At 36.2% G+C, this 16788-nt stretch carries 10 protein-coding genes; 9 read left to right on the forward strand and 1 reads right to left on the reverse strand.

Translation table 11 applies throughout. The features are described 5' to 3' along the window. The first annotated feature begins 144 nt into the window (after positions 1-144). The 3 genes from L2586_RS05705 to L2586_RS05715 all read left to right on the forward strand — a co-directional run bounded on the left by L2586_RS05705 (position 145) and on the right by L2586_RS05715 (position 7541). Positions 145-2880 carry a TonB-dependent receptor gene (locus L2586_RS05705; RefSeq protein WP_235291837.1) on the forward strand — a complete coding sequence of 912 codons (2736 nt, stop codon included), beginning with the start codon at positions 145-147 and terminating at the stop codon, positions 2878-2880. Positions 2881-3083: 203 nt separating this feature from the next. Next, on the forward strand, positions 3084-4076 hold the full coding sequence (locus L2586_RS05710; RefSeq protein ID WP_235291838.1) for a nucleoside hydrolase: 993 nt from the start codon (positions 3084-3086) through the stop codon (positions 4074-4076). A gap of 498 nt (positions 4077-4574) precedes the next feature. After that, positions 4575-7541 (forward strand): T9SS type A sorting domain-containing protein, encoded by a 2967-nt coding sequence (locus L2586_RS05715; RefSeq protein WP_235291839.1) that lies wholly within the window; start codon positions 4575-4577, stop codon positions 7539-7541. Between the two features lie 300 nt (positions 7542-7841). On the opposite strand, the gene L2586_RS05720 is transcribed toward L2586_RS05715, so the two are convergent. Continuing rightward, entirely contained in the window at positions 7842-9215 is a 1374-nt protein-coding gene (locus L2586_RS05720; RefSeq protein ID WP_235291840.1) for a sulfatase-like hydrolase/transferase, read from the reverse strand. A 114-nt stretch (positions 9216-9329) separates the two neighbouring features. On the opposite strand from L2586_RS05720, the gene der reads away from it, so the two are divergent. From der to L2586_RS05750, 6 genes are all read left to right on the forward strand, one after another. Beyond that, positions 9330-10637 (forward strand): ribosome biogenesis GTPase Der, encoded by a 1308-nt coding sequence (gene der, locus L2586_RS05725; protein WP_235291841.1) that lies wholly within the window; start codon positions 9330-9332, stop codon positions 10635-10637. 3 nt (positions 10638-10640) lie between these two features. Continuing rightward, on the forward strand, positions 10641-11189 hold the full coding sequence (rfbC, locus tag L2586_RS05730; protein ID WP_235291842.1) for a dTDP-4-dehydrorhamnose 3,5-epimerase: 549 nt from the start codon (positions 10641-10643) through the stop codon (positions 11187-11189). After that, positions 11182-12033, forward strand: coding sequence for a dTDP-4-dehydrorhamnose reductase (rfbD, locus tag L2586_RS05735; RefSeq protein ID WP_235291843.1), 852 nt, complete (start codon positions 11182-11184; stop codon positions 12031-12033). The genes rfbC and rfbD overlap by 8 nt, the downstream gene beginning before the upstream one ends. Before the next feature lie 47 nt (positions 12034-12080). Beyond that, complete coding sequence (locus tag L2586_RS05740) at positions 12081-14825, forward strand: T9SS type B sorting domain-containing protein (protein ID WP_235291844.1); 2745 nt, start codon at positions 12081-12083, stop codon at positions 14823-14825. 2 nt (positions 14826-14827) lie between these two features. Next, positions 14828-15427, forward strand: coding sequence for a riboflavin synthase (locus tag L2586_RS05745; RefSeq protein ID WP_235291845.1), 600 nt, complete (start codon positions 14828-14830; stop codon positions 15425-15427). Between the two features lie 382 nt (positions 15428-15809). After that, a complete protein-coding gene (locus L2586_RS05750) occupies positions 15810-16676 on the forward strand; it encodes a hypothetical protein (protein ID WP_235291846.1) in 867 nt (288 codons plus the stop codon). Positions 16677-16788 lie beyond the last annotated feature (112 nt).

Consider the following 16788-nt stretch of genomic DNA (forward strand, 5'->3'; position numbering starts at 1 on the left):
CAAGAATATCCATTTTATTGTATATAAAATGTTAATGGACTCTTAATAAATAATATCTATCAAGAAATAAAGTTTCTTTATATAGGCTTTTCTCAAATGTCAAGTCAAAACAAAACACTATTTGAACTACACTATAATTTATAGATGAAAAATTTATTACTACTATTTCTTATTCTTATTTCTTCAAACTTATTTGCGCAAAAAATTGACATACAAGGAATTGTACTTTCAGACAAAGACAAATCTCCGATCATCGGTGGAACCGTAGAGTTACTCAATCCTAGTGATTCTGTGCTCATCAAAGGTCAAGTTACAGATATCGACGGATCATTCTCAATTAAAGGTATTCAAAAAGGAGACTATCTGTTACAGGTATCTTACTTAGGTTTCACAGACCTTCAACAAAATATCAAAGCAGAAAACAACATTGATTTAGGAAATTTACTTATTCAAGAATCCTCTCAAGTTCTTGATGAAGTTGTCGTTTCCGCAGAAGCGGTAACTGGGACACAACGAGGAGATACAGTTTCATATAATGCATCGGCATTTACAACATTAGATGATGCGAATACAAAAGATTTAATTTCTAAAATGCCAGGTATCATTATTCAAGGTAATGATGTACAGGCAGAAGGCGAATCGATCCAGAAGATTCTCGTCGATGGAAAAGAGTTTTTCGGTGGAGACATCAATACTGCGCTTCAAAGTCTTCCAGCTGAAATAGTGAAGAATATCGAAATTTACGATAAGAAAAGTGATAAGGCAGAATTAAGTGGATTCGACGATGGAAATGAAGTAAAGACGATTAACATCATTACCAAACCAGCAAGAAAGATTGGCCAGTTCGGAAAAATGACTGCTGGAATAGGTAATAATGGGAAGTATCAAGTTGGTACAAGTATGAACTTATTCAGTGACCAGCAAAGAGCTACAATCACTGGAATCAGCAATAACATTAACGCAACTGGCTATTCTGCAGATCCTAATAGCCAAGGAGAAGAACGTACGCAAGATGGTCTAATTAAAACCAATAGTATCGGCGTGCAGTATAGCAATTCCTGGAATTCTGGCTTAGAAATAAGTGGTAATTACAATTACGGAAATAGCAGAAGTGAAGCAGAAGGCATCTTACGTAGGGACTACATCTTACCATCTCAGTCTGATCAATATTATAACGAGGAAAACATAACAACAAGAATCAATAGAGATCATCGGTTTAATATGAGACTTGAATATCAAGTAACGCCGCAAGATAAATTCATCTTTGTGCCGAGAGTGAAGATAAACAATGACGTGAGTGATAGCTACTTTTTCGGTCGTACAGAAGAATTAGACAATCCGATTAATCAAACGAAAAATAATTCAAAATCTGACAACATCGATAATGATTACTCAGCGACTTTATTGTACAATCACAGATTTCTAAAAGAAGGTCGTACGATTACCTTAAATGGTAGCACGAGCAATCATGAGAACCGAGATTTAGGATTGAGAAATGCAGAAAATATCTTTTACACAGATCAAGTTGCAGAAATCGAAAATCTAGATCAAAATATCATCAGAGTTAGAAATGGAATTGACTTCGAAGGTGGTGGATCTTATACAGAGCCTGTAGGTGAGCATGGTCTCATAGAGCTCGAATACAATATCAAAAATAGAGATAATGACTCTGAAAAGTTGAATTACGATATCTCAGATGAAATGTCTCAAGGAGAATTTATTCAAAGGCTAGACACTGCTTTAAGTAATGTTTTCACCAACAACTACCTAACAAATGAGGTCGAGCTAGGTTACCAATTCAAAAATGAAACTGTTAAAGTTCAAGCTGAATTAGAATACCAACATGCGAATCTAATGAACAATCAGGTTTTTCCGAATAGCTCAGAAACGACTCGATCATTTCAGAGTTTGCTTCCATCACTTAGAATGTCTTATAAGATTTCTAAGCACAGTAACGTAGAGTTCAATTATTATTCATGGACGAGAGAGCCTAGTATCGGGAATTTACAAGAAGTAATAGATAATTCTAATCCTCTTCGTCTGATCGTAGGAAATCCTGATCTTAGACAAGAATACAATCAAAGAATTAGAGCGAGATTTAAAGCTAGAAATCCAGGAAAGGAAAGAACATTTTATTTGGGATTTGCAGCATCTTTGGTGAATAATTCTATTACAAATACAACCTTTATTGCTGATGAGGCTGTCGCACTTAATAGCGATATTACCTTACAGAAAGGCGCTCAATTAATAAAGCCAGCGAATGTAGATGGGAACTGGAACATTGGTTCTTTTATCAATTATGGCCTTCCGATCACTACGATTAAGTCCAATTTTAATGCATGGACAGGCGTAGGATATAGACAAAGACCTGGAATTATTAATGACATCATAAGCAATACTAATTCTACTGACTTCAGATTGGGACTTCACTTAAGTAGTAACATTAGTGATCACATAGATTTTAATTTATCGACAAGATCGAGTTATAGTTTAGTTGCTAATTCGAATAAGCCGCAGCTTGATAACAATTACCTATCTAATAGAACTAGTGCAAAATTCAATGCCATTTTCTGGAAAGGATTAATCTACAGAACGGATATCAATCACCAGTACTTTTCAGGTCTTGCAGATGATGTAGACAACAGCTTCCTTTTAGTGAACATGAGTATTGGCAAGAAATTATTTCCTAATGAGAGAGGAGAATTGAGTGTAAGGGTTTATGATTTATTCGGTCAGAATAACAATATCGACAGAAATGTAACTGAGCTTTATATAGAAGATGTTCAGCGAACGGTATTACAGCGTTACTTCATGTTGTCCTTCACTTACAATTTGCGTCATTTCAGCATTGGGACGACGATGGAGGATTTTGAGTCGTAAGAGGCCGTAAATCATTAAAAGATTAATATTGTTGTAGGTCAATTTCAATGCTTATCTAAGAAATTAATTACGGTTAATGGATAAGATTCAGGAAACATAGATAATTTGTTTCCCTTACGTTCTATGTCAATGTTTTAGTCCTTCTGTTATGAAGAAAACAACAAATTCAGTATAGGATACTTAAAAAGTCTTATTTTTCTGCCATGAAAACTTTATTTGCCTTTTTACTTATTAGCTGCTTATCGTCTTCCATTTACGCGCAAAAAGTTGAGCGTCCTCTAATCATTTTCGATACGGACATGGGACCAGACTACGATGATGTCGGAGCAATTGCGATCCTCCATGCCCTAGAAGCAAATGGTGAATGCGAAATCCTAGCAACTGTTGCCAGTGACGCACATCCAGACATTGCTCCTACTATAGAAGTTTTCAATACTTACTTTGGCAGAAAAGATATTCCCATTGGAATAGCGCCAAGTTCTGCGCCCAACTTTACCGCTGGAAACAACTGGAATGAAAAACTTATCGATAAGTTCCAACCTGAAATCAAGAACAAGACTTATCCTGATGCCGTCGATGTATACAGAAAAGTCCTTTCCGAACAGCCTGACCAAAGTGTCACTATAGTGTCTGTTGGTTTCATTTCTAACCTAGCAGCTTTATTAGACTCTGAACCAGATGATTATTCCGATCTCAATGGGTTAGAATTGGTGGAGAAAAAAGTTAAAAAATGGGTTGCTATGGCTGGCTCTTTCCCTGAAGGAAAAGAATTCAATGTTTTCAAGGATGCGCCTGCATCTTATTCCACCTTTCAAAATTGGCCTACGCCAATACTCTTTAGTGGATTCGAAATAGGTAGCAAGATTATGACTGGAAATAAAGTTGCAAAAGAGAAAAACATAAACAAAGCCTGTCCTATTCAGTGGGCATATGAATATAACTTAAAAACATACGCTAAAAAAGAAGTTAAAAATAGAGCATCTTGGGATCAGACGGCTGTACTATGTGCAGTACGGAATCCAAGTGACTATTTCTATGTCAATGGTCCAGGCGCATTTCTTATTGAAGAAAATGGATCGAATAACTGGGATCCTGATACTGATAATCAGCACACTTTCTTAGTACATAAATATCCTTACCAAGTGATCGCAGACGAAATAGAATCGTTAATGCTTTACAAGCCCAGTATGAAATAAGCGAAGTACATATTTCTCAAATTCAAGTGGGATTTTCATTTCCTTTTTTGGCCCTACCTCATTAGGCGTCCACCATTTTTCCACAACCTAATTTGCAAGGCAGATCATTTTATTTATTCACACAAATAAATATGTTTTTATTAGATGACTCTTTCTATAAAATGATTTAATCTGATTTGATAGATGCCTTTATTTTTAGAATTCAAATACCATCAGCCTAATTCACCTGAAAAACTAAATTGATAATTCTAAAATTTAGAAAGTTGTTTGTGCTTAAAAAGGAAAATAACTAAGCACTCAGAACATTCATATAAGCAGCTAAAAATCAGATCACAAAGAGAGCCCACCTATTTCTGAAATAAGATTAAATTAGAAATACATTCATTCAAAACTTGGTTTGTCCACCCTAATGTCCACCTTAAAAAATAATATAAGTTCTGATATATTATAACATTGCATCATATTGACTCAATATATTATTTAATAAAATCCAGTCTTATGAAAATCATTTTTAGATTAGTATTAGTTCTTTGCTTGTCATTACAAGTAGGTATTATTTTAGCCCAGAAAACCAAATCTGATCTTAAAACTAAAATTGACATACAAACTAAAATTTTAGAAAAAGCGGAACCGACTTATCCGAATTACCGTCTAATGATGTCAGATCCAAGTTACACCCTTGATGAAATCAGAGCTGCTTTCAACCAGTATTATAAGGATACTAAAATGGAGAAACGCGGAGAATACAAACAATTTAAACGTTGGGAGTATTTTGCAATGCTCAAAGCTGATAAGAACGGAAAAATTCCATCTGATTATAGTATACAGAATGAGGTTAGAATCCACAAAAAGCAAAACCCAGAAATGTATCGATCAGCTTCTGCCAGTTGGTCTCAAATGGGACCGATCGACTACCCTAGTAATGCGACAACACAACCAACGGGTCTTGGTAGAATAAATTCGGTAGAAATCGATCCTACAAATGCCAATACGATATATGTAGGTACTTCTTCTGGCGGGCTTTGGAAAAGTACTAATGGCGGCTCTTCTTGGTCAACAAATACAGATAATCTTGCATCTTTAGGCGTTTCTACGATCGTTGCAAATGGCAATACAGTATGGATTGGGACAGGAGACCGAGATGGACACCATTCGAGTGGAGTAGGTATTCTTAAATCTACGAACGGAGGAAACTCTTTCACGTCGATGAATACCGGGATTCCAACTAATTATCCTGGCTTTCTAAAGATTAATGAAATTCTCATTGAACCCGGGAACAGTTCTAATATGTACATCGGTACAGGTCTAGATGTTTTTAAAAGTACGAATGGAGGAGCTAGTTGGGGGCCAATTGCTACTACCGTTTATACCAATGTTATAGACATGGCTTTTAAACCATCAGATGCAAATACTGTGTATTGGACTAATGATACTGGAAATTTTTATAGAACTACTAATGGAGGTGCAACTGTTTCAGAAACTACACTCCCAGTTCCTGGAGGTGTAACTAATACTAGGTTGTTTATAGCTACTACTCCATTAGACCCTACCTATGTATATGTTGTAGCTTCTCGTTCAGATAGTCGGTATGGCGGTTTGTATCTATCTACTGATAGTGGTGCAACTTTTACAGCCATGTCCACAAATAATGGAAGTAATAATATTTTCGGATATGAATCAGGAACTGATGATGCAGGACAAGGTGGGTATGACTTGTGTATAACTGTTGACCCTAGTAATAAAAATACCATATATGTCGGTTCTATTAACATCTGGAAATCGACCGATGCTGGTGTTAATTGGGTAAAAAAATCACACTGGGGAGGTGTCATTGGTAATATAGATGGCCTTCATGCTGATCAGCATTTTTTTACTTGGAGTACTGATGGCAGCAAATTATATATCGGAAATGATTCAGGAATCTATTATTCTACCGATAAAGCAAATACATATACCAATATTTCCAGTGGATTAGCAATCGCACAAGCTTATAAAATAGGTGCAAGTTACTATACTCCAGGTTTGATTATGGCAGGATTCCAAGATAATGGAGCAGCAAGACGTGATGTCAATGGTCAGTGGACTACCGTTATGGGAGGAGATGGAACAGAAAGCGCTATAGACCCGCAAAACGATGCCAATAAATTTTTCTGTTATGTACAGGGTGACTTAAGAAGAACGATAAATAATGGATTTGAAGAATCCATAAAAGGTAATATTAATGAAGATGGCCCATGGGTTACTCCATATACATTAGATTCTTATACAACAGGACTAATGTATGCTGGATATAAGAATGTATGGCGAACAAGCAATTCTGTAACGCCAGGTGTCGTTCCTACATGGGTGAAAATTTCCAATGGTATCACTGGATCGGGTTTAGATTTAGAGGTTTCATTAGCAAATGAAAATATTTTATACTATTCCACTTCTGATGGTAAACTGTACAGATGTGATGATGCAAAAGCTCAGTTTCCAAGCCAATGGACTACCTTAACATTGCCTGCCCCAGGAGTTACAGTTAACGCTATTCTTCCGGATGCTACTAATGCTAATGTAGTATGGATTGCACATAACAACAAAGTATATAAATCAATGAACAAAGGAGGAAGTTGGACAAATATATCATCAGGCTTACCTAATATTCCAACTAATGCATTAGCACAATACGTCCCAAATCCAGAAACTATTTATGTAGGAATGGAAGCAGGAGTATACATCCTAGAAGCAGGCGCATCGTCGTGGACTTCATTTGCAACTAATCTTCCATCGACTCTTAAAATTACAGAATTAGAATTCCAATATTATCCAGCAAGCCTTGGCTCTTCATCAATAGCATCAAGACATCCAAATGACAGATTGATTGCAGCGACCTTTGGTAGAGGAATATGGCAATCTCCTCCAGGCGTAGGTGTACTTCCTGTAACCTTTGAATCATTTACAGGACGGAAAGAAAGTTACAATTCTGTCAACCTCAATTGGACCACTGGAACAGAGCTTAACAACGAGAAGTTTATAATTGAACGTTCTGTAAATGGCGAAGATTTTAAAAGTATTGGCGTGGTAAATGGGTCAGGAACAAGTTCTACTGAACTGAATTATTCATTTACTGATAGAAATCCTGATGAAGGATATAATTACTATAGATTAAAGCAATTTGATTTCGACGGTCAATTCTTCTACAGTAATATAATCGCTATTAATTTTGCCGCAAATGGATTCAAAGGCGTGAGCATATTTCCGAATCCAACTAGTAACGGTGAACTTACGGTAGACATTGATAAGCAATTTGAAGGATCATTCGATATCAAAGTTTATACATTAAATGGAGCTATGGTATATGAAAAATTAAATGTAGTGAATGGTCAATACAAAATAGATACTAATGGTTTTGCAAATGGCATGTACATCTTAGAAGTTAAGAATCCATTTGTCATCAATACTCAGAAATTTATCGTAAAGTAAATCAAAAGTTTCAGCATAAGAAAAGCGTAATCGTTAGGAATCCTGTGCACCCGTAAAAATGTTAGCAAATTAATTTTTACAAGTGTGCAGGATTTCTTTTTTTTTGATTCTTTCTAAAATTGACCTTGGTTATTTATGTGCTATTGAGAGCTATTATAAAACATGAGAACTTATATACTTAATAAATGTTCTTAAATAATAAGATCCCTGCGAATTTACATACAAATCACTTGCTCAAAGTAGATAGTCTTAATTGACACTCATCTACTAACTTATGCTTGATTTTACTTTTATAGGTTACTACTTCGGCTGCTCCACTATATATTTCTTATCATAAAGTGATAGTTGCCTTGGTTTCCAGATTGCTCCCTCTAAAAAGACAGGATGAGGCAAATTCACATCCCAATCACCTAACTTTTTCATTAACCGTTGGGTAATATCCAAATTTTTCAAGGCGACATCATTTTGCTCTGCAAGATCAGAAGGAAGGTGGTATAGCACCGGCATTCTATCAGGCAGTCTAATTAATTTCCACTCGCCTTCTCGGATCGCTGCACTTATCGTAAATTTCCATTTCAAGTTAGCATGTGGATCTTCCATTTCTGGATTATTTACAAAAGGAATTAGATTCACTCCTTCTAAGTTTTCTTTTCCTCCAGCTAATTCAATAAATGTAGGCGCTAGATCTAATGAGCTAACCGCAGACTCATAAATAGAATTGGGCGATATCTTGCCAGTCCATTTCATGATAAATGGAACATGTATTCCACCTTCTAGTAATGTCCCCTTGCTTCCATTATAAGGTGCATTTATCGAAGCATTCGTAGAGGCAGGACCACCATTATCGCTTATAAATACAATCAATGTGTTCTCACTTAGTCCAGCTTGTTCTATCGCTTCTACGATTCTTCCAACATTGACATCAAGACGATGAACCATGGCAGTATAGGTCCTACGCTTTTTATTTTTGATATGTTTGTATAATTCTAAATCGTCCTCAGTGGCTTGCATCGGGGTATGTGGCGCATTAAATGAAGCAAATAGAAAAAATGGTTCTGCCTTATGGCGCTTGATAAAATCTACACATTCATCTCCTTTGTCATCTGTCAAGTAGGTAATTGCTTGAGGTTCTTTATAATTACTGATTAATGGCGCACTGTAACCTTTCCCATCAGGCTTCGCAGAAAAATAATCATGCCCCCCTTTTAAATAACCCCAAAACTCGTGGAAGCCTCGATTCAATGGATGAAATTTATCTGCTTCTCCGAGGTGCCATTTACCAACTAATCCATTGACATAACCCAAAGAATCTAAATAGTTGGCGATCGTAGGTTGGCTAACTGGCATACCCAAAAATGCTGGATCAAAACCAGGTTGGTTTTCAGCAAGATTATTATCATGTCCAAATTCAACTTGATTAACTCCAGTTAAAAATCCCGCCCTAGATGGACTGCATACCGCAGACGAAACATAACCATTCTGAAAGAATACGCCATCTCGAGCCAATTGATCAATATGAGGAGTTTTAATCTGATAACTTCCAGTAATTCCTAGATCGCCATAGCCTAAATCATCTGCAACAATGAGAACAAAATTCGGCTGGACTTCTTGGCCATTTAAGAATCCAAAACAGAGTATAAAACTGAAAAAAATTGCAAGATAATTCCTTGTCATTCCTTAATTTTATTTTTTCCAAATGTAATAATTAAAAAAAGAGTTTTAGAGATAAAACAATACATCTGAAGGATAGGACAACTTTTGTTACCTTTGCAGATCATAATATACAATATGTCCAAAATAGTAGCAATTGTCGGAAGGCCCAATGTAGGAAAATCTACCTTTTATAATCGTTTAATCGGAGAACGACAAGCAATCATTGATAACGTAAGTGGAGTGACACGAGACCGTATATATGGTACTTGTGAGTGGAATGGTAAGTCATTTACAGTCGTTGATACTGGAGGATTTGTTAAAAATTCAAGTGACGTTTTCGAATCTGCTATCAGATCTCAAGTACAAATTGCCATAGAAGAAGCAGCAGTTATCGTATTCATAACCGATGTAACTACCGGAATTACCGATCTTGATGAAGAAGTAGCTAATCTGCTAAGAAGAGCTAATACACCTATCATTCTTTGTGTCAATAAAGTGGATAACCACACTAGAGAAATTAGTGCGAACGAATTCTGGTCTCTAGGATTCGAAGAAACTTACTTCTTAAGCTCCATTTCAGGTTCAGGTACGGGTGAAGTATTAGACGCCATTACTGAAAAGCTGCCAGAAAATGAAGAAGAGGAAGAAAATTTAATTCCTAAGTTTGCCATCATCGGTCAGCCTAACGTAGGAAAATCATCATTGACTAATTCTCTATTAGGCGAAGAACGTAATATTGTAACAGATATCGCTGGAACAACGCGTGATTCTATCCATTCTCATTATAATAAATTTGGTAAGGAATTCTTGCTGATAGATACCGCCGGAATTCGGAAGAAGGCGAAAGTTCATGAGGATCTAGAATTTTATTCTGTAATGAGAGCTGTCGGAGCAATCGAGGAATCTGATGTATGTATTCTGATGGTGGATGCACAGACAGGAATCGAAGCGCAGGACATGAATCTACTAGGACTCGTTCACAAAAGAAGAAAAGGACTTGTGATTGTCGTGAATAAGTGGGATTTAATAGAAAATAAAGAAACAAATACTGCGAAAGAATTTACCGAGAAAATCAAGCGGAAAATTTCACCGTTTAAAGATGTTCCGATTCTTTTTGTTTCCGTATTAGAAAAGCAAAGAATATTTAAAGTAGTAGAAGCTGCACTAGAAGTAAACGAAAGTAGAAATCAGAAGATTAAAACTTCCGTACTTAACAATCTACTTTTAGATGAGATAGATAGAAATCCACCACCAGCGAATAGAGGTAGGATTATCAAAATAAAATACGTTCAGCAATTGCCGACAAAGCATCCAGCGTTTGCTTTTTTCTGTAACCACCCGAAACACATCAAAGCCAATTATAAAGGTTTTCTTGAGAATTTAATGCGTAAACATTTTGACTTTACGGGTACACCGATAAGCATCGTCTTTAAAGAAAAGTAGGGAATGAATATTATAGAAACAGGGATCGAAGGATTATTGATTCTAGAGCCAAAGGTATTTGGTGATCAAAGAGGTTATTTCTTCGAAAGTTACAATAGTCGATTGTTAAGTGAACATGGGATAGACATTCATTTCATTCAAGATAATGAAGCTTGTTCTGCTAAGCACATTTTCAGAGGATTTCACTACCAGTTGCCACCATTCGCACAGACTAAATTAGTCCGTGTAATTCGAGGATGCGTATTAGACATTGTTATCGACATTCGGCCCGAATCAAAAACATACGGTAAAGTTTATTCGATCGAATTAAGCGCTGAAAATAAGCGCCAACTTCTAGTTCCTCAGGGATTTGCCCATGGATATTTGTCTCTGGAGGATGATACCATCTTTAGTTATAAGGTCGATCAATTTTATAGTAGAGAACACGAAAATGGTATTTCTTATCTCGATACGAGCCTTGGAATCGAATGGCCTATTCCTCCTGCTGCTTTTAAGACATCAGACAAGGATAAAGTGTTACCTCCTTTCGGATCACATGTTACATATGAATAATAATTACAATATATTAATTACTGGTTGTGAAGGCCAGGTAGGGAAAGAATTTCAGAAAATAGGAGATTCGGATTTCACATTTGTAAGTCGAGAAACACTTGACATTACCGATAGCGATGCGGTTCAGGCATTCCTTCGAAATTCTAATTTCACCCATATCATTAACTGTGCTGCTTACACTGCAGTAGATAAAGCAGAAACAGAAAAGGATTTGTGTTTTCAAGTCAATGCAGAAGCCGTAAAAAATCTAGCATTGGCATGTGAAAAGTATAATGTTGTCTTAGTTCATATTTCTTCTGATTATGTCTATCATCCAAACAATGATCTGCCTATCGATGAAGCTTCAACTTGTCATCCTAAAGGAGTCTATGCTGAATCTAAATTAGCTGGAGAAAATCACATTCGTCAGATTATAAAGCGGCATATCATCCTTCGCACTTCATGGGTTTATTCAAGTTTCGGAAATAATTTTGTTAAAACCATGCTTCGCTTAGGTAAGGAGAAAGACTCCTTGAATGTTGTTAATGATCAAATAGGAAGTCCCACTTACGCCGCTGATATTGCAAGTGTAATTCTAGAAATGATTCAAAATGGAGAAAAATGGGGCACCTATAATTTCAGTAACCTAGGTTTTATATCATGGGCGGAATTCGCGAAGGAAATTTTCAAGCAACGAAAATTAGAAGTTATTGTCAATGAGATTCCTACCTCAGACTATCCTACTCCAGCAAGTCGTCCGCTTAATTCCAGGCTGATAAAATCTAAAATTACGGATAAATTTAATGTAGAATTATCATACTGGAAAACTAGTTTAAAAAAATGTCTTAAAGAATTAGACAACTGAATTGCCTAATTCAACGTTTATTATTTAACTTCATCTAATAAACTTTCTTGGGTATCAAAGTACTTTATAAATCAACGCTAACAATACTACTTTTCCTGGTTTTTCTAGGGAGTGTAAGCGCGACGCATAATCGTGCTGGGGAAATTATTTATACACAGATCAGCGACTTAACGATCAGAGCCACGATTATTACTTATACAAAAACGAGTAGTATCGATGCAGATAGAGACAGTCTTCTCCTTTTCTGGGGAGATGGAACTAGCCAGCAAGTCTATAGGAGCAATGGATTCGGTGAAGAATTACAAGGTGATATAAAGCGAAATGAATACATCGCCGACCATACCTACCCTGGCCGAGGAACCTATACCATGGGTTTTACAGACCCTAATCGGGTAGCTAATATTTTAAATGTTAACGCACCTAACTCGATAGAAATACCATTTTATGTAGAGACGACATTCACCTTTCTGAATCCTCAGTTTCAGGGATCTAATAGTTCAGTGCAGTTACTTTCAGAACCCATAGACTTTGGTTGTGTGGGTGAAAAATTTGTGCATAATCCGAATGCATTCGATGTAGATGGTGATAGTATTTCATATGAATTTGTGATTCCCCAAGAAGGTGAAGATGTGGATGTACCAAAATATAAATTTCCAGATGAAATCGTAGCTGGACCATTTAATCAGATTTCCCTCGATCCAATTACAGGAAATTTTGAATGGATATCACCACAAGTTGTAGGTGAATATAATATAGCTATACGAATCAATGAATATAGAGGCGGTGTGCTCATCGGTAGTGTTATTCGTGATATGCAAATTTTCGTATCCGACTGTGAAAATTCACCTCCTGAAATAGAGAGCATCGAAGAAATCTGCGTTGTTGCAGGTGAATTTTTAGAGATTCCAATTTCAATTAGTGATCCAGATGTAGGGCAGCAAGTGCGAGTTTCTGCAACTGGAGGTCCATTCGAAATGGAAATTTCTCCGGCAATCATCTCACTAGAAGAAGATTATGTAGACTCTCCTACTGAAGTTGTTTTCCAATGGCAAACTGAATGCGATCACATTTCAGAAACCTACTACCAGATCGTCATAAAAGCTGTCGATAACTTTTTCGTGAATCAAAATAGCGGACTGGCGGCTCTTAAGACCATTAGGATCAAAGTTGTCGGGCCAGCACCACAAAATCTTAGTACAGAAACTTTTCCAGAAGAAATTAAATTGACCTGGGATAGTCCGTATGAGTGTGAGTTTGCTGAAAACGATTATTTTCAGGGCTTTTCCGTTTGGCGAAAATTAAAAAGCACACAATTTGAAATAGATACTTGTACTCCAGGGTTAGAAGATCGTGGCTATCAAAAAATAGAGTTTATTACTAAAGAAAAAGAAGGTGATAAGTATTTTTATTTTGATGATGATGTCATGAAAGGCAATACCTATTGCTATAGAGTTCTAAGTGAATTTGCACGATTATCGTCGCAGGGATTTCCATTTAATCCTGTATCGAGTCTACCTTCTAATGAATCCTGTGGTATATTAATAAGAGATATTCCATTATTGACGGAGGTCTCTGTCGTAGAGACTGATGCCGTTAATGGAGCGATAGATGTTTCATGGATTAGACCTAAATTACCCGACCTAGATACACTTCTTTTTCCAGGACCATATACTTATCAATTATATAGAGGTCGAGGTATCAATGCTCAGGATTTCGAACTGATACCAGATGCAACATTTACCTCTACATTTTTTGATAGTGATATAGACACAAGCTATACGGACATGTCATTGAATACAAGTGCAGAACCATATTCATACAGAGTAGATTTCTTAACTGGACCACAGCAAGTATTTTATGGTTCCTCTTCAGTTGCTTCATCAGTTTTTCTAGGAGCAACGTCTAATGATAATTTAATTGATTTGATTTGGCTAGAAAATACACCATGGGAAAATTATAATTACACCATTTTCGAAGTTGATCCTAATACGGGAAGCCTTGATTCGATAACCGACGTAACCACTTTTTCATATCGAGTTCAAGGTCTTGAAAATGGAGAAGAGTTCTGTTATGTTGTCAGGAGTGAAGGCACTTATGGTATACCAGGAATTATCGATCCGCTCTATAATTTCAGTCAAGAAGTATGTGAAATTCCTAAAGACTCACTTGCGCCATGTATTCCAGATTTAATCGTCATGAATTTATGTGATGATGAAGATTTGATCGGGCCTAATGGTGAGTTTGTTAATAGACTACTATGGACAGAGCCTTCAGAAGGCTGTTTGCTAGATTCGGATTTGGAATCATTTAATATTTATTTTTCAAATGATAGTGTTGAATTCGAACTGATTGCTAATGTTTCAGGAGATGCAGAATTCACATATGATGATCTATTGGATAATTCAGTATCTGGATGTTATGCTATTACTTCTATAGATAGTTCGGGTAATGAATCAAAATTAAGTTCTATCGTCTGTTCTGCAAACTGTCCATTATATGAATTACCGAATGTGTTCACTCCGAATGGCGATAATGCGAATGACCTTTTTGTACCAAGAGATAATCGGTTTGTGTCAGAAGTAGACATGAAAATATATAATCGTTGGGGTGAATTAGTTTTTCAGACATCGGATCCAGAAATAAATTGGGACGGAACAAATTTTAAAGGAAAAGAACTTGCTGAAGGAGTTTATTATTACAAATGTGATGTAATAGAATCATCAGTGGATGGGAGTCAAGAAAGATCAATCGGAATTCTTTCAGGCTCCATAACAATCATAAGATCAAGATAAATATGTTTACAGGGATAGTAGAGCATTTAGGCGAAGTAATAGATGTAAAAGAAGAAGGAACAAATAAGCATTTTACCATAAAATCTGGGATTACCCACGAGTTACAAATTGACCAAAGTGTATCTCATAATGGCGTATGCTTAACTGTTGTAAGCATAAAAGATGAAAACTACGTGGTTACTGCAATCGATGAAACATTACAAAAGACAAATTTAGGATCACTAAAGATTGGAGATAAAGTAAACTTGGAACGATCCTTAACCTTGGATAAAAGAATAGATGGTCATATGGTCCAAGGTCACGTGGATACCACCGCAAACTGTATCAAAATGGAGGCGCAAGATGGTAGTTGGTTATACCGCTTCTCTTTGGATGAGCAGTTCTCAGAACTTATGGTCGAAAAAGGATCGATCTGTGTAAGTGGAACTAGTCTTACGATCTTTGATGTCAATAAAGGTGAATTTTCAGTCGCTATTATTCCATACACTTATGAGCATACCATTTTCCATCAGTTAAAAGAAGGGTCTGTAGTTAATATCGAATTTGATATGATGGGTAAGTACATCTTAAAATATCTAAAGAAGATGAATATATCTGGCTAGATTTCTATTACTTTTTACACAATTTGCTGCCTTGAGCCAATCACATCAATTGGTATGCCTTTGCATGATCTGGGCGTTTAATTACTCCATCGCGTTCAAAATGGCTTTATATATAAGTTTGAAATAGCTCCAAAGTACGAGTATACATTGTTAGTATCGATGCTTGAAAATTTATAGAACTGACCTTTCAGACAGAAGCTGTCTCCAACTTAGGAATTGATTAACTTTATAATTTACCGTTCCATGCTTTGTTAAAATATATATACATCTTTTTTGAAATCAAGATCAATACGCATAATAGAACAATTAGATTACTTTATTAATTTTGAATTGTGATTTATTTTTAGATATTTGTTAAAATTTAACACACAATAAGAAATAAATGCGAAAGACTTACTCCTTAGTTATCCTATTATTAACATTTTTCATCACTTCTGAGGCACTAGGCCAAGGTGTAGTTGTTAGTCCAACATCTTTGACTACCTCTGAAGATGGAAGTCCTGTTCAATATTCTGTGGTTCTTACTTCGGAGCCAGATGCAGGAGAAACAGTAACTATCACACCATCATCTACTGACGTGACAGAAGGCATAGTTTCAGGCGCTCTAATGTTTACTGATGCCACTTGGAATATCCGCCAATTTGTTACGGTAACACCTGGCTCTTCAGGAGATGGTAATGACGGAACTGTTTCTTACAATATAGGAAACAATGTTTCTACTACAAGTGGATCCTATAATGGAATAACTGCTTCTGACGTTTCGGTTGAAAATCAGAATGTGGATGGGGTTTCTGCTATTGTTTTGGATCCTTCTAGTGGAATATTAATTGAGGAAGAAGATCCTATGTCACATGTAGTAACATTTAGGACTACAAATACTCCTACAAATGATGTCGAAATTTCTCTTATAAATAATAATCCAACAGACATTCAACTATCTACTACGACCATTTCATTAAATGCAGGTAATGGATTTACTAGTTCGGTTAGCATCACACCTATAGACGATTCAGATGATGAAGGGCCCGAAACTTTCTCAATTACAACCAGTGCATCTACATCAGCAGATGCTAATTATAATGGATTACAACTATTTGATATTATTGGCGAAATTTCAGATGATGATGCAACAGTAGTTGCTCCAGTCCCAACAATGGGACAATGGGGATTAATCGTTTTATTCCTGCTGATGCTAATTTTCAGTGTCAGCATTCTACAATCAAGTAAGTCCAAATCAGCTGTTGCCTAGATACTTGGGTCTTAATTCTCGAGTTTAAAGTGATCTGCTGCAGGAATAGCCGTATTTATTTCTTTACCTATTGTTGACTTAAAATTCAACTATTAAAGTCATTTTAGATATA

Source organism: Portibacter lacus (assembly GCF_021533215.1).
GTDB classification, from domain to species: domain Bacteria; phylum Bacteroidota; class Bacteroidia; order Chitinophagales; family Saprospiraceae; genus Portibacter; species Portibacter lacus.